This is a genomic window from Victivallis lenta, from assembly GCF_009695545.1.
Lineage (GTDB): Bacteria > Verrucomicrobiota > Lentisphaeria > Victivallales > Victivallaceae > Victivallis > Victivallis lenta.
This window is the reverse complement of the sequence record NZ_VUNS01000036.1, coordinates 15,158-33,808: the sequence shown is the minus strand read 5'-3', so window position 1 is coordinate 33,808 and position 18,651 is coordinate 15,158. Positions and strand designations below refer to the sequence as shown.

Annotated in this window: 16 protein-coding genes and 1 pseudogene; 10 read left to right on the top strand and 7 right to left on the bottom strand. The window is 52.3% G+C overall.

Going from position 1 to position 18,651, the window contains the following annotated elements; genetic code table 11:
* Window positions 1-13 precede the first annotated feature (13 nt).
* The 6 genes from tet(W) to FYJ85_RS20705 form a co-directional block, all read right to left on the bottom strand.
* Window positions 14-1,933, bottom strand: a complete 1,920-nt coding sequence (tet(W), locus tag FYJ85_RS20730; RefSeq protein ID WP_154420620.1) for a tetracycline resistance ribosomal protection protein Tet(W) — start codon at window positions 1,931-1,933, stop codon at window positions 14-16.
* A 510-nt stretch (window positions 1,934-2,443) separates the two neighbouring features.
* Window positions 2,444-3,787 (bottom strand): plasmid recombination protein, encoded by a 1,344-nt coding sequence (locus tag FYJ85_RS20725; RefSeq protein WP_024963477.1) that lies wholly within the window; start codon window positions 3,785-3,787, stop codon window positions 2,444-2,446.
* 510 nt (window positions 3,788-4,297) lie between these two features.
* Window positions 4,298-5,452: a helicase RepA family protein gene (locus tag FYJ85_RS20720; protein WP_025296206.1), complete on the bottom strand. Its 1,155-nt coding sequence runs from the start codon at window positions 5,450-5,452 to the stop codon at window positions 4,298-4,300.
* A 7-nt stretch (window positions 5,453-5,459) separates the two neighbouring features.
* Entirely contained in the window at window positions 5,460-5,780 is a 321-nt protein-coding gene (locus FYJ85_RS20715) for a plasmid mobilization protein (protein ID WP_024964702.1), read from the bottom strand.
* A gap of 3 nt (window positions 5,781-5,783) precedes the next feature.
* Window positions 5,784-6,860 carry a site-specific integrase gene (locus FYJ85_RS20710; protein WP_154420619.1) on the bottom strand — a complete coding sequence of 359 codons (1,077 nt, stop codon included), beginning with the start codon at window positions 6,858-6,860 and terminating at the stop codon, window positions 5,784-5,786.
* 12 nt (window positions 6,861-6,872) lie between these two features.
* Window positions 6,873-7,061, bottom strand: coding sequence for a transcriptional regulator (locus tag FYJ85_RS20705; protein ID WP_024724606.1), 189 nt, complete (start codon window positions 7,059-7,061; stop codon window positions 6,873-6,875).
* A gap of 164 nt (window positions 7,062-7,225) precedes the next feature.
* On the opposite strand from FYJ85_RS20705, the gene FYJ85_RS20700 reads away from it, so the two are divergent.
* From FYJ85_RS20700 to FYJ85_RS20670, 7 genes and pseudogenes are all read left to right on the top strand, one after another.
* Window positions 7,226-7,783, top strand: coding sequence for a helix-turn-helix domain-containing protein (locus tag FYJ85_RS20700; RefSeq protein WP_154420618.1), 558 nt, complete (start codon window positions 7,226-7,228; stop codon window positions 7,781-7,783).
* Between the two features lie 172 nt (window positions 7,784-7,955).
* Window positions 7,956-8,171: pseudogene (locus FYJ85_RS24500) on the top strand (DUF2293 domain-containing protein); the annotation flags it as partial.
* Entirely contained in the window at window positions 8,168-9,670 is a 1,503-nt protein-coding gene (locus tag FYJ85_RS20690) for a Y-family DNA polymerase (protein WP_154420617.1), read from the top strand. The pseudogene FYJ85_RS24500 and the gene FYJ85_RS20690, both read left to right, overlap by 4 nt.
* Window positions 9,667-10,083, top strand: a complete 417-nt coding sequence (locus tag FYJ85_RS20685) for a YolD-like family protein (protein WP_154420616.1) — start codon at window positions 9,667-9,669, stop codon at window positions 10,081-10,083. Before FYJ85_RS20690 ends, FYJ85_RS20685 begins: the two co-directional genes overlap by 4 nt.
* A gap of 265 nt (window positions 10,084-10,348) precedes the next feature.
* Entirely contained in the window at window positions 10,349-12,064 is a 1,716-nt protein-coding gene (locus tag FYJ85_RS20680; protein WP_154420615.1) for a site-specific integrase, read from the top strand.
* Between the two features lie 63 nt (window positions 12,065-12,127).
* Window positions 12,128-13,750, top strand: a complete 1,623-nt coding sequence (locus FYJ85_RS20675; protein ID WP_154420614.1) for a hypothetical protein — start codon at window positions 12,128-12,130, stop codon at window positions 13,748-13,750.
* Window positions 13,751-14,677: 927 nt separating this feature from the next.
* The gene (locus FYJ85_RS20670; RefSeq protein ID WP_154420613.1) at window positions 14,678-14,929 is read left to right on the top strand and encodes a hypothetical protein; all 252 of its coding nucleotides are present in this window, start codon (window positions 14,678-14,680) and stop codon (window positions 14,927-14,929) included.
* A 372-nt stretch (window positions 14,930-15,301) separates the two neighbouring features.
* Here the strand turns inward: FYJ85_RS20670 and FYJ85_RS20665 are convergent, their stop codons facing one another.
* On the bottom strand, window positions 15,302-15,571 hold the full coding sequence (locus FYJ85_RS20665; RefSeq protein WP_154420612.1) for a hypothetical protein: 270 nt from the start codon (window positions 15,569-15,571) through the stop codon (window positions 15,302-15,304).
* Between the two features lie 294 nt (window positions 15,572-15,865).
* Between FYJ85_RS20665 and FYJ85_RS20660 the strand changes: the two genes are divergently transcribed.
* The 3 genes from FYJ85_RS20660 (at window position 15,866) to FYJ85_RS20650 (ending at window position 18,419) form a co-directional block, all read left to right on the top strand.
* A complete protein-coding gene (locus FYJ85_RS20660; RefSeq protein ID WP_106052655.1) occupies window positions 15,866-16,252 on the top strand; it encodes a DUF3795 domain-containing protein in 387 nt (128 codons plus the stop codon).
* A 311-nt stretch (window positions 16,253-16,563) separates the two neighbouring features.
* Window positions 16,564-17,508 carry a GNAT family N-acetyltransferase gene (locus FYJ85_RS20655; protein ID WP_154420611.1) on the top strand — a complete coding sequence of 315 codons (945 nt, stop codon included), beginning with the start codon at window positions 16,564-16,566 and terminating at the stop codon, window positions 17,506-17,508.
* 284 nt (window positions 17,509-17,792) lie between these two features.
* Window positions 17,793-18,419: a CatB-related O-acetyltransferase gene (locus tag FYJ85_RS20650; RefSeq protein WP_106052652.1), complete on the top strand. Its 627-nt coding sequence runs from the start codon at window positions 17,793-17,795 to the stop codon at window positions 18,417-18,419.
* Window positions 18,420-18,651: the final 232 nt, after the last annotated feature.

Sequence of the window (18,651 nt, the reverse complement as noted above, 5' to 3'; positions counted from 1 at the left end):
CGATTATGTATCTTTACATTACCTTCTGAAACATATGGCGCACCTTGTCCAGGCGGCTGTTTGGACGGCGGGGCTGGATGACCGGCTGACCGACAGCGGCCTGATATCCTTTCAGCTCTGTAAGGCATACGCTCCGCCCGTTGGTGTAAAAGGCCAGATCAGTACGGTATGCCTGTATACAGCGGGCGGGAATCTCGCCAGTAAAGACAACTTCATCCTTTTTTACCTGGGCCGTTTCGATGGTGGCACAGTATTTCGGTGCATCATGATAAGCCCTGGAAAGGTATTCCTGGGGCGCATAGAGGATGAAGGAGTGATAAGGTTCCAGCAGCTGCGTCCCCGATTCCTTCAATGCCTGTTCCAATACAATCGGGGCCAATGAGCGGAAGTCCGCCGGCGTGCTGACCGGACTGTAATAAAGCCCGTATTCAAAGCAAATCTTACAGTCCGTTACGTTCCAGCCGAACAAGCCCTGCTCCAGCCCGTAACGGATACCATCCCTGACAGCGTTTTGAAAACTCTGGTTCAAGTATCCCAGCGAAACCCGGCTCTCGTATTGTACACCGGAGCCAAGCGAGAGTGGTGTAACAGACAGTCCTATGGATGCCCAAAACGGGTTGGGCGGCACCTCGATATGGATGGTGTGGCTGGCTGCTTTGAGCGGCCGCTCCATATAAATGACGGAGGGTTCCTTTACCACTGTTTCAAGCTTGTATTTTTCCGACAGCAAAGCGGAAACAACCTCCAACTGCACCCGGCCCAAAAAAGAAAGAATGATCTCATGGGTGATGGAATCCACTTCGCAACGCAAAAGCGGGTCAGTATCCGCAAGTTGCGTAAGAGCGTCCAGCAGCCGTTCTCTTTGCGCTGCCGTTTTCGGCGCAATCGTCGTCCGCAGCATGGGGAGGGGGTCCTCGCGCCACCTTTTACGAGGGAGCCGGGTTTGGTCCCCTAATACATCGTTTAACCTCACGCTGTCGCTGGGAAGGATAACAATTTCACCCTGATAAGCGGTGTCTGTCCGAACAATTTCCCCTTTGGATGGAATACGCATCTCTGTGATTTTCAGCTTTTCTCTCCCGGCCAGGGCCACCGTATCCCGCAGGCGCAGCGTTCCGCTGTATAACCGTAGATAGACACGCCGCTGGCCGCAATCGGTGTACTCAACCTTGAAAACGCTGCCGCATAGGGCGGCGCCCCCCTGTTCCCCAATCGGTTGGAACAGCCCTGTCACCGCATCCATCAACGGTTGAATGCCAAGGCCATTTTTGGCGCTGCCATGATAGACTGGGAACAGGGAGGCGTCTTGAACCCGCTGCTGTTCCTCCCGCGCAAGTTTTTCCCGGCTGATTGGTTCTCCTGCGATATACTTTTCCAATAATTCATCGTTATTTTCGATGACCGCATCCCATGCTTCTATGTCGGTATTTTCCTCCAGGACTATTTCCGGGGACAGCGACACCGTCTGCTTGATGATAATATCGGCGGAGAGCTTATCCCGAACAGACTGAACCACGCTCTGCAAATCAACGCCAGCCTGGTCGATCTTGTTGATAAAGATAACGGTGGGAATGTTCATTTTCCGCAGGGCATGGAACAGAATACGGGTCTGGGCCTGCACGCCATCTTTAGCGGAGATCACCAAGATGGCCCCATCTAAAACAGCCAAAGAGCGGTACACCTCCGCCAAAAAATCCATGTGGCCGGGCGTATCCACAATGTTAACTTTACATCTGTGCCACTGGAAGGAAGTGACTGCCGCTTGAATGGTAATCCCACGCTGCCGCTCCAAAAACATGGTGTCCGTCCTCGTTGTCCCTTTTTCGACGCTCCCCGGTTCTGAAATGGCTCCGCTGGCATATAGCAGGCTCTCCGTCAAGGTCGTCTTTCCAGCGTCTACATGGGCAAGAATTCCAATATTGATTATTTTCATGTGATTGTCCTCCCTTTACAGCCCCAAAGGGCATAAAAATCCCCAGCAGTAAAATACTTTTACCACTGGGGATCATGACTTCGGATACATGGAAACGCATTCAGCTAACATGAGCCGTTATCCGTCACGATATTTGATAAAAAGGCAAAAGCATTCTTAAATTGGGTACAAAAACCAAGCCCCTGCAAGGGGCAATTATTTTTGTGCCCATTATCAAATTTTATTTAAGAATACCTTGCCGCATGTTGAATAGACTCCTCAAATCAGGATGACAGCAATATAGCATAGTACACTCTAAAATGCAAGAAGTTTTTACCCGCTGTCCCAAATAAATCAGGAGGGCATTCACCGGGACACCCTTCGATTTGGGGCCTCATGCGCAAATAATTTCTGTGTCCACGATTTCCGCCGCACACGCCCGGATATTGTTAGTTCCTCTGCAACTCATACCACAGGCCGTTGCTCTCGTCGAAGATGTACTTTTCCATAATGTTACCTCCATTTTTTTGATTATCGTGCGCCTACTCTCATTTTGGGCCTTGCGGCCCGTTTCCGTTCCTTTTCAGCCTGTTCCTGCTGGTAAACAGCCTCCAATATCTTGTCCGCCTGTTCTGGGCCAATGGCCCGTCTGACCCGCTCATAGTCCCTGACCTGTCCTTTTAAGCCGTCCCTCTCGGCGCAGACCTCGTAAATCCTGGTGGAAAGAGAGCCGTTCTTGCTGACCTCCCGATCATAGGCGCTTTGCAACCGCTCAAACCTGCTTTTGAGGTCGAAATAGGCCCGATAGACGGAGCGCAGCACTTTGACGATTTTCTCCCAAAGGGGCTTGGCCTTCTTCTCTCGGTAAGACTTGGCCGATTCCAGCGGCCCCGCCTCCGGCAGCGTCCGCTCTGAATCGTCGGAGAAGTCCGCCGCCAGCTTTTCCATGCCCTTGAGCAAGGGAGCTACATCGTCCAGCTTTGCCCTGGCCTGGGCCGCTTTCTTCTCGGCTGCTGCCGCCTCCTTATTCTTTTGGTCGGCCTCAACCTGGGCCAGCGCCGATGCCTCTTGAAGCTGTGCAAGCCGTTCCTGCTCACGCTCCGTCTTGAACTGCATAACAGTCAGATGTTCCTCGGAACTGCCACGCTCCCCGCGCTCTACATTGTCATAGCCAGCGGAGCGCATATGCTCAAAGAAATCGTCTTGCAGGACACTGTACGACTTTCGTAGGACGGGCTTGCCCTTAGCTGTGCATAGCGGTTCTCCGGTAGCTTCGTCCAGAATGGACTTGGACGCCCACTTCTTACTCATGCTCACCTGCATGATCGTTTCCTTGACCTTTCCCACCAGGGACTTGTCCTTACACCGCTTTGTCCAGCGTATCTCCTTCTCCACCACCGGGATATAGACCACATGGAGGTGGTAGTGGTACACGTCCTCCCCCAGCGCCTCGGACATGGCCCGGTTGCGCTCGTCGGCGTGCATGACCGCCGACAAAATATACTGCTCTCCACCCACGATTTTGATTGCGGCTTTATAGGCTTCGGTGTAAAATTGTTTTGCGAAGTCATACCCGCCGTGATTGTAGAAGTAAGCGGAGTTTACGTCAAAGACCAGCTCACTGTATCGAAAGGCGTCCTCCTTGATACCACGGGTGGAAATCACGCCATCAGCCTCCATTTGAGCAAATATCTCCCGATACCCAGCGGACGGGGTTTTGAAATGGACATTGAGCGGCGTCCGCTCTAATACAATGTCTTGGTTGACATAGGAATCTTTCTCACGCTCATTGTGCTGCTGGGTGTTGCCGATCTTGGTTTCGGTCAGCCTCATATTTCTTGCGTTGATACGGTCAATACCGTCGCCTCTCGCCATAGGCAAAAATCCTCCTGTTTCAGATGTTGGGTTGTTGATCGAGGACGGAAGTTCAGGGGAGGCACTTCCTGCGGGAAGTGTAATAACCCACTATGACACTTTCATCCCTTCGGGCTGCAAAGTGTCGTGGGCTCTCCGAGGGGGTGTGGGGGCTTTGTCCCCGGCAACATCTCCGGCCTAAGAGCCGCCGCAAGCGGCGGTTGGCCTCCGAAACGCCTCGCTGCGGCTCGGTGTGCGGTTGCCTCCCCCAGCAGGGCCGCCCTTTTACCCGCAGGGTATACTTCGCAGAAAAGGGCACCCTGCACCTCGTCGGGTCAAAGTCCGCTCCATTCGGGACGGCCTTGTGTCCATCCCTCACTCCGCTCCCTTGCCCCTCCTCTCCCCACCGCAACCGCTTCGCTGGGTTGCGGTGGGGGTGGGAAACGTCTGGGGCCGCTCCCTGTGACAGCCGTGACGACTGTGACGATGTTTCAGACACCGCCCCCGCCCTCAAAAAAGCCGTCACGGTCGTCACGCCTGGGGCGGTTCCAGCGTCAGGCTGATACTTCTCCCGGCGTGGCTCCTGCTGTTCTCATAGCGGATGTGGTAGTCTGTCAGCAGCTTCCCGGCCCGGACATTCAGCCGCATTGCCAGGGCATTGGGCTTCATGTCAGTCTGGAGCGCCGCCGCCAGTTCTGTGGCCGTCCCTGCCCAAGAGGGGCTTTCCGCTGTTACAAGGGCGGCTACGGCCTCCAGCACCGGGTCGGGCGGCTCTGTCCATGCCTCCGTTTCCGTACGCTCCAGCGTCCATATCAGCCGTTCCTTGTCCTTGGTAAGATAGAATCGCTGGTCTTGCTGGTCACGCCCGGCCACGTCCAGAACGGCGTTGCCGTCCGTCCGCTTCTCCTTTTGAAGAAGAAAGGCTCCGTCCGCTGCTCCCGCCAGTCCGTTGGTGCCGGAGATCATATCGAACTTATCATCGGCCTGTTGTTTCCGGGTGTGATGTACCAGCAGGAGGCAGACGCCGCAATCATCGGCAAATCGTTTCAGTTTCCCCACCACCTCGTAATCGTTGGCGTAGCTGTACTTATCCCCGCCAGCCTCTCGGATTTTCTGGAGGGTGTCAATGATAATCAGCTTGGTGTCCGGGTGTTCCCGGACGAACTTCTTTAGCTGTTCCTCCAGGCCAACGCCGAGCTGCTTGGCGTAGACCGCAAAGAGCAGGTCGTTGGTGCCCTCTGTGCCGAACATTCGGTATAGCCGCCCCTGCAAGCGGCGGTGATCGTCCTCCAGCGCCAGATAGAGGACAGTCCCCTTGTGAACGGGATAGTCCCACAGCGGGAGGCCGGTGCTGACATGGTAGGCAAGCTGGGCCATCAGGAACGACTTGCCCACCTTGGGCGCTCCCGCAAAGAGGTATGTCCCAGGGTAGAGCAGACCGTCAATGACGGGCGGTCTGCTCTGGTAGATGTTCTGGTAAAGGTCGTTCATAGAAACCGTGTGGAGGTAAGCCGAGTCGCTCATGCGCCGCATATCTCGGAGCATTTCTTCCAAACTTTCCTCTTGGGGGTTGTTTTCAGCCGTTTCCTCTGCTATACTTTTGATAGTTGTTTGTGAAATGGGCTGTTCCCCGTCTGCGCCAACAGACGGAACCGGGACAGTCCTTTTCGTTTCTCTGGAATCCATCAATCTATCAATCCTCCTTCATGCCGCCCAGCGTCATCGAGATAAGGTCAATGGTGGCGAGAAGTTCATCCCCCACGCCGCCCCCGGCCTCAATGCGCCGCAGTTCCCCCAGGACGGCGGCGAGTTGGTCACGCAGGGCCTTGTAGACCCTGGGATTGCCCTGCACCACCACGGCCCGGTCTAAGAGCCGCCGGGTGATGTAGTCCTGCTTGGTCAGCCCGGAGAGGCGGACGGCAATCTCAATCTGTTCGTTTTCCTCCGGGGACACCCGGAACGCTATGGTTTTGCTTCTCCATCGGTTGTGGTTGTCAAGGTTCTTTGCAGACATGATTTAAGCCCCCTTTCGCTCCATGTCCAGTTTGTTCGCCATCTCCGCCTGCCGGGTGGGAAACAGGTGAGCGTAGCGGTAGGTGATGTCGATACTTTCATGTCCCACCCGGTCAGCGATTGCCAGGGCGGTGAAGCCCATGTCAATCAGCAGGGAAATGTGGCTGTGTCGGAGGTCGTGAATCCTGATCCGCTTGACCCCCGCCTCTTTCGCTCCCCTGTCCATCTCCCGGTGAAGGTAGGATTTCGTCACGGGGAAAATGCGGTCTGTCGGCTTTGCGGCATACAGGCTCTTGATGTAGTCCTCCATTTCTTCACAGAGGAAAGCGGGCATTTGAATGACCCTGTTGCTCTTGGCGGTCTTGGGGTCGGTGACTACATCCTGGCCCTTGATACGCTGATAGGATTTTGAGATGGAAACCGTCTGCTTCTCAAAGTCGAAGTCCCCAGGGGTGAGGGCCAGCAATTCCCCCTCCCGGATACCGCACCAGTAGAGCATTTCAAAGGTATAGTAGGAGAGGGGCTTGTCCATCATAGCGTCAGCAAATTTCAGATACTCCGCTTTCGTCCAGAACAGCATTTCCCGGCCCTTGGCCTTGCCCATGTTGCCCACCTGGGCGGCGGGGTTGGCTTTCAGCTTGTAGTGCTTCACCGCATGATTGAAAACGGCGCTCAACTGATTGTGCAGCGTTTTCAAGTAAACGGGGGAGTAGGGCTTGCCGTTCTTGTCCCGGTAGTTGAGCATTTCGCTTTGCCACGCCATGACCTCTTTAGAACTAATCTCGCTCATTTTCCGCTTGCCGAAGTATGGCACCAGCTTCTTGTAGAGGATATGCTCTTTCGTCCCCCAGGTGTTCTCCTTGATACGGCCTTTCATGTCCGTAGCGTAGAGCGCCACGAAACTCTCAAAGGTCATATCCAGGTCAGCGGTCTGCTGTTGCAGGAACGTCCGTTCCCACTCCAGCGCCTCCCGCTTGGTCTTGAAACCCCGTTTCATCTTCTTTTCCTTTTTCCCTGTCCAGTTCTCAAAGTAAAAGGACGCATACCATGTGCCTTTGGCCTTGTCTTTGTATGCTGGCATTTTGTTCCCTCCTTACTGATTTTCCCGCAGTCCATAGAACTTTTCCTCAAAGTAATTCCTGCTCACCCGTCCGGGGATGGTGAGGAAACCCTTCTGCTTCAGTTCCTCGTTCATCTCCCGCACCAGCTTGTAGGCGTAGGGTTTGGAGATACCCAGCACCCCGGCCACTTCCTCGGCCCGTACAAACAGTTCCTTGCTCATGTTTTCACCTCCTCGCTTCTTATTCGCAAAATTGTTAATGCCAACGTCCTTATTATACATTCGCATGGTTGTTAATGTCAAGAGGAAATTTCGCAATTTTGTTAATTTTTCTCTTGCGTATTTCGCTTATTTGCGCTATACTATGTTCAAAGGCGGTGGAACATATGACAGTAGGAGAAAAAATCAAGAAAATCCGAACTTTTCGAGGCATGACGCAAAAGGAATTGGGGCTGGCTGTCGGTTTTGAGGAAAAGGGAGCGGACAACCGTATTGCCCAGTACGAAACGAATTACCGTGTTCCGAAAAGGGAACTGCTGGACAAGATTGCCCAGGCGCTTCGGGTAGACTTCCAGAACTTCTACACGCTCCGTCCTGGCTGCGCCGAGGACTTCATGCGGACATTCTTCTGGCTGGACGAGGACAGCCCCGGCTCCATCCGCTTGTTTCAGCTTGTCCGCAATCCCGGCAAGACGGGGGCCTCCGATGATACCGCCGTCCGCTACAATGACACGGACGACTGGCCCGCTCAACCTCCCGTGGGCATATACTTCAACTATGGGCTGGTAGATGAGTTCATGCGGGAATGGCTCTTGCGTCAGCAGGAACTTCACGCCGGGGAAATTACCAGGGAGGAATACTTTGAATGGAAAATCAACTGGCCGTGTACCTGTGACGACAGCAAACGGTTTGACTACTATGTTCCTTGGAGAAAAGAAAAATAGGACAAGCAAAGCCGCCCTGCTGAATTTGTCGTTCAGCAGGGCGGCTTGCTTGCCCTTTGCAATCATTCTCTTGTGTACCGGGTTGACACGAATAGTATCAATCCAGTATCACAAGGCAGATTGACAGGTCAAAAACCCTGTATTCATGCGGGTTTGAGCCGTTTTGACGGTCATTCCCACTCAACAACGTGCGGAGGCTGCGGTAATCGCATGGATGCGTCATCAGACAACGGCGTATGACAATATGTCCATTGCCAGAATCAAGGGCGAGCGGCGGGAGGTGCGCCGTAAATTGGCGGTTCGCTCAAGGTCTCTGCTTGAAAAATACCGTTCCGGCGAAGATATTGATTTCACTATGTGCCCATTGGCCAAGGTGCTAAACCAATGACAGCGCGCGTCTACATAGCCATTGACCTGAAGTCCTTTTACGCCTCGGCGGAGTGTGCCGACCGGAAGCTCGATCCGCTCACGACCAATCTTGTGGTTGCCGACCAGTCCCGGACGGACAAGACGATCTGTCTCGCGGTTTCCCCGGCGCTGAAAGCCTGCGGCATCCCCGGACGGCCGCGCCTGTTCGAAGTGGTGCAGAAGGTCCGGCAGGTCAACGCCCAGCGGCAGCGCATCGCGCCGGGACACCGATTCAGCGGCAAGTCCGTGAGCGCCCCGGAACTGGCGGCGAACCCGTCCCTGGAACTGGACTACATCGTCGCCGTGCCGCGCATGGCCCGTTACATCGAGGTCAGCTCGCAGATCTACGGCATTTACCTGAAATACGTCTCGCCGGACGACATCCACGTCTATTCCATCGACGAGGTGTTCATCGACGCGACCTCTTATCTGAAACTTTACAAACTCTCCGCCCATGATTTCACGATGAAGCTGATCCGGGAGGTGCTCGCCAATACCGGAATCACCGCCACGGCGGGAATCGGCACGAATCTGTATCTCGCCAAAATCGCAATGGATATCGTGGCGAAACACATTCCCGCAGACAAGGACGGCGTCCGAATCGCCGAACTGGACGAGCAGTCCTACCGGGAAAAGATGTGGTCACACCGACCGCTTACAGACTTTTGGAGAGTCGGCAAAGGATATGCCAGCAAACTGGAAGCCGCCGGGATGTACACGATGGGTGATGTTGCCCGGATGTCGGTCCGAAATGAGGATTTGCTTTACCGAATGTTCGGCATCAATGCGGAACTGCTGATCGACCATGCCTGGGGCTGGGAGCCGGTCACTATCGCGGAGATCAAGGCATACAAACCGGAGAACAACAGCATCAGTTCCGGTCAGGTTCTGCAGGAGCCGTATGAATTTGACAAAGGGAAACTGGTCGCTCGCGAGATGACCGACCAGCTGGTGCTCGATCTCGTGGAAAAACATCTCGTGACCGATCAGCTGGTCCTGACCGTGGGATATGACGCCTCCAATCTGACCGATTCGGACCGCCGCATGAGATATGCCGGGCCGGTTCGAATCGACCATTACGGCAGAGAGATTCCCAAGGAGGCACACGGCTCGGTTAACCTTGATCGCTTCACCTCATCCGGCAGAATTATTACGGATGCCATGATGAAACTGTTCGACCGCCGCGTCGATCCGAATCTGCTGGTTCGGCGCATCACCGTTGTGGCGGCGCACGTCCTTAACGAGAAGGACATCCCGGCTGCCCCGGAGGAGCAGCCCGATCTTTTCGCGGATTACGAGGCGCTGAAAAAAAAGAAAGCGGCGGAACAGGCGGAGCTGGACAAGGAGAAGCGTCTTCAGCAGGCAGTTCTCAACATCAAAAAACGTATGGGAGCGAATGCCATCCTCAAGGGCATGAATCTGGAGAAAGGCGCGACAGGCAAGGTGCGGAACGAACAGATAGGAGGACATCGGAAATGAACAGTCCTTATGCCGACATCATCCACTTGCCGCACCACGTCTCGCAGAACCATCCGCAGATGCCGATGCTCGACAGGGCCGCACAGTTCGCGCCGTTTGCCGCGCTGACGGGCTACGAAGCGGCGGTAGGGGAAACCGCCCGGCTGACCGCCGAAAGGCGCGAACTGGACGCGCAGGAGGCCGAAGAATTGAACCGCCGTCTTGCCGCGCTCATCGCCAATCTGCCGGATCGCCCGGAGGCGACCATCGAATATTTCGTTCCCGATGACCGGAAATCTGGCGGTGCGTATGTTACCGTCACGGGGCGGGTGCGGCATATTTCCGTTCCGGAGAAGACGCTGGTCATGGAGGACGGGACGGTCATCGGTTTTGAGGATATTGCCGCGATTTCTGGATTTCAGTTTGAAATATGAATAAAAGGGGGATATATTACTGTCAACGGGTGGAGAACCATTCTGAGTCAGAATCCTGCCGAGTGAAGCGTTTTTTAAACTCATTTCACTCGCCAAATTCTGAGTTTTGTGAGGTTAAAACGGGGTTTCAGACACAGGGGGGTCGAAAGTAACTCTCTCCGCCATTTACGTTATAACCTGTTCATTTTGAACAGTTCTGAAATTTCAAACGGATTTGACCGGTTGTTCCCGAGTGGTACACAAAGTGGGCCACAGGGAGCGGAAAATGAATATCCCGGTCAATCACCTTGTATCCCGCAATGGAAAATATTACTTCCGTTGTCGTCTTCCTCAAAACGGCTACAGCGCCTTATCTCCCGCAGAGATAAAAATATCCCTTCGGACTTCTGACCAGAAAATTGCCATAAGTGCTTGTAAATTACTGACCGACAGGTTAAATTCTCTTGTGAAAACAGGAGCAGTGCGCACCATGACCTTGAACGAAATACGCCGTATTCTTATCGAAGAGTATGCAACCGGATATATCGAAGACTATGCCCGGCAACTGGCCGACTATGGGCCGATATGCCCCAAAACACGCAAGCAGGGGTTAGCCGGAGCTTTGAATATCATGGCGCATTATGAACAGGAACTCAATTCCGGCAATCCCAGCGGCAAGCAATGTGCGGAAGCAACACTCCGGGATGTTCCTCACACAGGCAGCGATATCAACCTCATGGCGCAGGAATGGACCCTGATGCAGATTTTCCTTGCGCGAGTGCAGTATGACCGGATAGCCGGGAAGCGTTTCCCTACGGAATACAGCCAGACCTTATATGATGAAATCATGTCCGGCAATTATCGTAGCGCCGCAGAAATCCGGGAAGCGGAAACCGTCCTGACGCTTGGGGAGTTGGTCAAGCGTTACCTTGCCGAAAAGAACGCCTCTTGGGGAATATCCATGCAAAGCCTTGCAAAGGCGGCGCTTGATACCCTCATGGAATACTTCGATGCGGAAACGGACGTGAAAGCCGTCAAACATCAAAACCTTCTGGACTACCGGGACAATGTGGTTTTGAAACTGCCTCCGGGCCGGAATACGAATCCGAAGTATCAGGGACTTCCACTCATGGAGTTGCTGGCGAAGCACAAAGGGAAGACGCTGGCACGGAAGACGGTCAATTTACAGATGGCGCAAATCCGGGGCTTCTTCATCTGGTGCTTCAAGCATGAATATGTCCATCGTAATCCGGCCGAGGACCTGCAATTGGATTTACGCCATAAAGCCAATACGGAGCGCTTGCCGTACTCTCAAAAAGAGTTGCAGAAAATATTTGAAAACCTGCGGGAAGACCGTTTGCGTAACTGGCGCTCCTATAAGCTCTGGATTCCCCTGATTGCTCTTTACTCCGGGGCACGGATGAATGAAATTTGTCAGCTACAGGTCGATAATATTTTCACGGTCGGGGGGATTCCCAGTTTCGAGATAACCGATGAGGGAGACGAAACAGCCAGCGTGAAAACCGAAAGCAGCAAGCGGATTGTTCCGGTTCATCCGGTGCTGTTGCAATTGGGATTCCTGAATTACGTCTTGGAGCGCCGGAAAGAGAAGCGGAGCAGGACAAAGGAAGTTCCCCGCCTCTGGCCGATGCTGAAATACAAAGAGGGGCACGGTTACGCGCATGACTTCTCGAAATCCTACCGGAACTTCAACAAGCGTTATGTGACGCAGGACAGCAAGAAGGTATTTCACAGTTTCCGGCATAATTTCACCGATAACCTGAAACAGCAGGGAGTGCAGGAAAGCATGATTGCCGAATTGGTCGGGCATTCGATAAAGTCCATGACCTTCGCCCGATACGGAAAGGAATATAACCCCGAGATTCGATTGGAAAATATCATGAAGCTCGATTATAAAATCGATATGTTTGAGATATTGGGGAAGATGCCCCTTGAGGATGAAATCATAGCCGGACAGGTGGAACAACTGCCGAAACGGTGAGCAGGAAGTCGCGCCGATCCTGCGGCTATGAGCCACAGGATTCGGCTTCGGATGGAGGTTGGCATGAACAGTAATTTTCTACGCTTAAGACCCTACCAGACCCCGGAGGATTATTTCCGGGAGTCTTTGGAGGAACAGGAGGGAGTGCCCTTTAAGGTTCAGCCTTATGCGGAACTGGAAGCACGTTTCAAGCAGATTCGGAAGCACTTGCAGGAACAGTCAATCAGGGTTGACGGTGATTTTTTCCGCATGTTCCATCGGCGGAATGGTTATTTCTGTCTGCTCCGCAAAGGAATGAACCGGATGATAGAAGTTGGAGCAATCGCACAGGAAAAGACGGATGAAGTGCTGGAAAGGCTTTATGACCATGTTCCACAGGCATTGACGAACAACGTGTATTTTACCGTCAATTCCTATTACCGGACTTTAGGCCGCGCGTGTACCGCTACCTTTTTGCCGCGCCCGGCAAGACAAGAAAAGAATATTCGCTGGCTGAATGCCTGTTATGTCGATATTGATGTTGGCCGTTTCGGTTGTGAGAATGAGTTCCTGCTTGGCAAATATTGCCCGGAACTCCTGCCGGATGACCTTGACGAAAAGATACCCGGAGAAAAGCGCCTGACATGGGAACAAGCTCTTTTGCTGGCAATGATATTGGAGGAACAGGGAACGATTCCACCGGTCAGCGTTTACGCCCGGAGCGGCAGAGGTATTTATCTCTTCTGGTTGCTGGAACCGGTAAAATTCCACTACGAAAAGCATTGGATATTGACGAACTACAAAGCCTGTAACCGCGCCCTTGTAGATTCCATTCGGGGAAATGCCGGTTTGCCGCTTCTGCCCGGAGACCACCTTGCGACCGATGGAGCGCGGATTCTGCGGATTCCAAGCTCGATTCACACCTCTACCGGGACAAGAGTTTGTTACTGGCCCTCCCGATTGGATGACGTGACCCCGGAAAGGATTTACACCCTTGAGCAGATGATGAACTTTCTACAGGTGAAAGACGCAACGCCTTCGCCTGATTCTCCAGCCGTGACGATTTTCAAACGTGCCGCCGCACCCTTTTCCACTCCGGCCCGTGCCAATGGGGTAAAGGCCAGCATGAAATACCGTCTTGCCGATGTGGAGAAGCTGTTCCGGGAACGCCTGATAAAAAAGGGGAAGCGTTATCACTCTTTGCGGACGATGGCCCTGTTTCATCTTTACGCAGGAACAGAGGAAGCAGAGGCGGTTAAGCATTTGGAGAAGCTGGCCCGTTTCTGCCGCCCTCCCTATCCGACAAAGGGCGAAGTCAATGACATTCCGGTCAGGAAGGTTGTTGAGCGAGCTTATCACGATGAGGACAAATGCCCCTTCCTTTTCAGCAATCAGGTATTGGCAAAATTCTGGAATATCGACAAGGAAACGGCGGAACGCTTGGAATTACGTGTATTACGCCCCCCGGCAGCGGGAAAGCTGAATGTGATGTCGGACAAGGAGAAGGAATTGAGACGCAGGAGAGAGGTCCTGTTGCGCCTTGAACCGGAAAATCATTCTTTGACTGAACTGTTGGCAATGATGAAGCGGAAGAAATACCGTCTTTCGGAAACGACCCTCCGGTCAGACCTCAAGGCATTGGAAGAGGCCGGGTTGATTCAGCGTTCCAACCGGAAGGGAGGCCGTCCCCGGAAAGTGGAGCAGTGAGTTTTGCCCCTTTCGCTTTTTTCTCTTCTCTCTTTTTGGTTGGTATAGTTGGGAATACCCTTATCAGGTAGGGTAGATAATATTACTCTATAGTTACAGGTCAGTGGGGAGAAAGACACACGGGCAAGCCCTGCCGTCTCCGACACGCCCCACTATAAGACAAATGATTTTTCGCACCTTTTTCGGGGCCAAAAGCAGAAAGAAAACCCGCACCTTTTTCCCTGATGTTTTCCGCACCTTTTCCGAATTACGGTCAAGAGTTAAAAAGTATGAATAAACCACCTATAAACAGATAAAACTCCCTTAATTGAGCGTAAAAACAGCTAAAACCATGATAAGCAGATTTGCTACCGAATATCGGTAAGGTATCGGAATTTTATCGGTAATCGATGCTTGAAAAACGCCTTTAATGGTGTTATGTTGATGGAATAAGATTTTACGGCAAATTTCAAGATAAAATAAGGAATTTTGGGGTTATGATAACCTGAGCTTGATTAACAATCGTAGATAATTTTTTGACTTTCGGCAGACTCATATCGGAAACCGCTAATTTCACAGTGTAAGAGTGTCGCTGAAGGGAAGCACCTGCTTTGTGCTGGTGGCCCTTTTGCATTCTTACACGGGTTCTTAGCGGTACCACGATATGATGTGACTGGGCCACCTTTTTATGGTACCAGTTACCTGTCTCCGGCAATAAGTCGAAAGACTACCTGAAGGAGGCAGGAGCATGAAAAACAAAAATAACTTGTGGACAATCACCGCAATTGTCCTGCTTTACTGTCCTCATATCCGTTCTCCATCTTTCCATTTTCGTTGTTGAATCGCCCTGCAAAGCAGCGGCGATCAAACGCATGGACTGCGTTTGATTCGCCTCAAGAACGCTCTTATTTGAATCAGAAACAACGAAAATTTATGGAGATGCCAAACATGAAAAAGGCAATGATTCTTACCGTCGCAAGCCTTCTGACCGCCTTTGTCTTTACCGGCTGTGATGATGCCAAAACCAGACAATCAAAAAAGCAATTGGAAGAAGCCCGTGAAGCTATGCGGGAACAAGAGAAAATTGAACAGGAGCTTAAGAAGAAAATGCAGGAGACTAATGACGAGTTAAGGAAAATACAAAAAAGAGATGAAGAGAGGCGGCGTGACAATCGTATGAGAGACGGGAAATGGTATTGAGAGTAGATTTCTCCTGATACGATGAACTCCAAGCCGTCTCATTGTCATGCGAGGCGGCTTTCCCCGACTTGTCTCGAATGGTATTTCTTGACCATCCGGAACTATCCGGGAGGGTATCTCTGCAACGGAATTATAAAAGGGCTACCCTGTCTTCGGCGAAAAATACTTTGGAAATAGTAGAAACAATCGGCACCGCTAAGACCGGAATGCAAGAGGGACTTAACAGAGTTCTCCCGCAGGAGGAGGGAGAACTTGCATTTTCCTTGTCACGGTGCTATCGTAAAAGCAATTTTAACCTCAAAAACAAAAAACTGGTACACAAAGTGTTCCCTCAAAACACGACCGATAAATCACAGTTAAACTATTGTAATTTCAATAGTTATGATGTAGATTTACGAGAGTCCCTCTCTCTCCGCCATTTTTTTTGCCTGCTGTAGACTGCCTGGCATAAGAGAGCTGTATTTTGTTGATGAATCTGAAAGGCATGATTTTTTCCCTCTCGCATAAAGTGCTTCTCCACTCGTCGCAGTAAAACGAACCATAGGCTGAAAATAATAAAATTTTAAAGTCATCTCCCGTTCCCTGAAGCCCGGCGGCAAGCACCTGATGGATCTGATGAACGGCGACTTTGCCGATACCCATTTCCCCAGTCAACTCCGGGATGGCGGAGAAAAGGACTTACGCTGTCAAAATTCGAGCGGGATAAGCTGGAACGGATTCTGCTCTGCGGACAGCAGGATTTTCCGTATGGAAGCACTTCGCCTCATCCGTTTTTTGAAGAAGGATGTCCGCCGCGGCTCTATTCGGCCGATGAATACGCCGGATCATGCGCGAGAACGGAATACCCGTCGCCGGAGCGTATGCGAATTTCACGGAACGCCCCGCAAATGTCAATGAAATTCAAATGGAAATCTGTTCAAGGAAGGATTGAATCAAATGCAAATCAATATTGCTCCCTGCGGCTTGGTCTGTTCCCGTTGCGACGCCTATCGCGCCACACAGGAAAACAGCCCTGAAAAACTTGAACTCGTTGCGGCCGACTGGCGCAAACGGTATCATTGCGATGACATCAGGGCCGAATTGATTCCCTGCGACGGCTGTATGACCGAAGGCGGGCGCAAATGCCATCACTGCGAGCATTCGTGTGAAATCCGCAAGTGCGTCGGGGGAAAGCAGGTGAAGGTCTGTTCGGAGTGCGCGGAATATCCGTGTGAAAAGCTCTCCGGCTTCTTCGAGTATGTCCCGGAAGCGCAGGCGGAACCGATGAAAAAATTGCTTGATGCCATCGCCGAAGTCGAGAAAAACATGCATTCGGCGTTCTGAAAGAGAGACCGGAACGGGGGGATTTTCTATGTGAAAGGCTCCAGCGTCCGCAAAGACGGCTCACCGCCGCTCATTGCCGCTTTCGGCCCGCTTGCGGTATCGCCGGAATTTCCCGCCGAAAACGAAACAGGTCAGGTTAGGACAGCTCTGCCTCGGCATGGGCGCGATCCGTCCGGTTGCGGAGGATGATTTTGAAACCGTTTATGAGATCGTCAACGACGCGGCGCAAGCCTGTCGCGGCATCATTCCCACCGACCGCCGGTGCGAACCGCATATGCCGCTGAAAATTTGCAAAAACAGGATCGTAAGAAATGAATTACAGAATAGAGTGTGTACCGGAGTTCACCGTTTTAGCGAAAATTCGGTCGTTTGATGCAAAAAATGCCGCGGAGGAAATTCCGAAATTCTGGGAGGAATACTACCGGAGCGGCAATGGCGCAATCGCCTGCGGACAATTCGGCATCTGTTTTGGCGGCAGCGCCGACGGAACATTCCATTACGGCATCGGCAATCGTTGCGAAGTGGAGCAAAAGCCTGACGGCGCAACGGTCTGTCACGTTTTCAACTGTCCCGATCTGACGAGAATACCGGACGGCTTTGAAGTACGCACCATTCCCGCGCAAACGTGGCTGAAGGTCGAAGCCCGCGGCGCTCTTCCCAAGTCCATTCAGAGCACCTATCCTGAAATCGAAAAGGAGTGGCCGGGCGGTCTGGAACGCATTTACGGCATGGATATTGAGGAGTACGGCTGCTGCGAAACTCCGGAGGATTCGCAGAAAGACGACTATCTCTGCCGGATCTGGATTCCGGTCAAACTGCTTGGAACGGAACATTATTCCGTCAAAACCGATGTTCTGACCGCGTCGGAATTCAACCGCCTGGGATGTGCGGCCGGCTGGGAAATGCCGTCCGAAAAGCAGAGCGCCGCGGCGCTGCGGAACTCATTGGTCACATTTTCACTTTACAATGGGGGAACATTGATCGGCATGGCTCGACTGATCGGTGATCGCGCCATGGCGTATATGGTGCGGGAAGTCGTTGTCCTGCCGGAATTTCAGAAGCAAGGTGCAGGAACGTTCCTGATGCTGGCCGTTCAGCAGTGGATCGCCCGGGACGTTCCGGACGGCTGGCGGGCAAGCTGTGAACTGTTTGCGGCGGAAGGACAACGGGATTTTTATCAGCATTGCGGTTTTGTCGCGCTCCCGCATTCCGGCAATGAAAACGGCATGAGTACGATGATCATCGGGCAAAAATGAAGTGTCATTTTGAAAGGAGCCCCGATTTTCCACGCGGCATGTTGTTTGATATGCTGCCAGATTTTTTTCGACAATCCGCGCAAAATTATTGTCGCGGCCGGCGACCTGATGATTTCGCGCAAAATAATGTATGAACGTGCCGGTTTCCATGAAACGGGACGGCGGAACCATTCTCACTTCTCGGGATATCTGATTGATGATGAATATCAGCTGAATGCCGAACCATGTTGTTCGACCTGGCCGCCAAAGCCGAAATCCGGAAAAAGCAAAGGAGTTGTCTGAAAATGAATCATGCCGTCTTTCCCAGAACCGGGGATACCCAAACGGTTTATCTGAAAAAGGTCATTACGAATCCGAATATTCAGGTCGGCGAATATACGATCTACAATGATTTCGTCAATGATCCGGTATTATTCGAGAAAAACAATGTATTGTATCAGTATCCGGTCAACCATGATAAATTGATCATCGGCAAATTCTGTTCGATTGCCTGCGGAGCAAAATTCATCTTCAACAGCGCGAACCATACGCTGCATTCACTCTCGACCTATCCGTTCCCGATTTTTTTTGAAGAATGGGGACTTGAGCGGAAAGAGGTGGCTTCGGCCTGGGACAACAAAGGCGACATCATCATAGGAAACGATGTCTGGATCGGTTATGAGGCGGTCATTCTCGCCGGCGTTTCGATAGGTGACGGAGCCATCGTAGGGACGCGTGCCGTGGTAACCAAAGATGTTCCGCCCTATACGATTGTCGGAGGAGTGCCGGCAAAGCCGATCCGCAGGCGTTTTGATGAAGCAACTGTGGCACGCATGTTGGAGCTGCAATGGTGGAACTGGCCGGATGAACGGATACGGAAAGCGATCCCGGCAATCCAATCGGGAAATTTGGAAATCTTAACTCAATGTTGAAATTCGATTTTCGAGGAAGAGCACATGCACAGTCGTTTTACCAATATAAATTCTATTTCCCGGCTGAACACTTGTAATTTCCGAGATCAAGTGCAGTTTATTGATATTTGCAATTCAGCTTTTTTCAGATGTTTTATGCCGAAACGTGTTAAGTCAGGGTAACTCAGTTTCCCTTCCGGCCGGTTTCTGTGACCGGAGTGAATCCGGTTCTTGCATGAAGTCCGCCCCGACC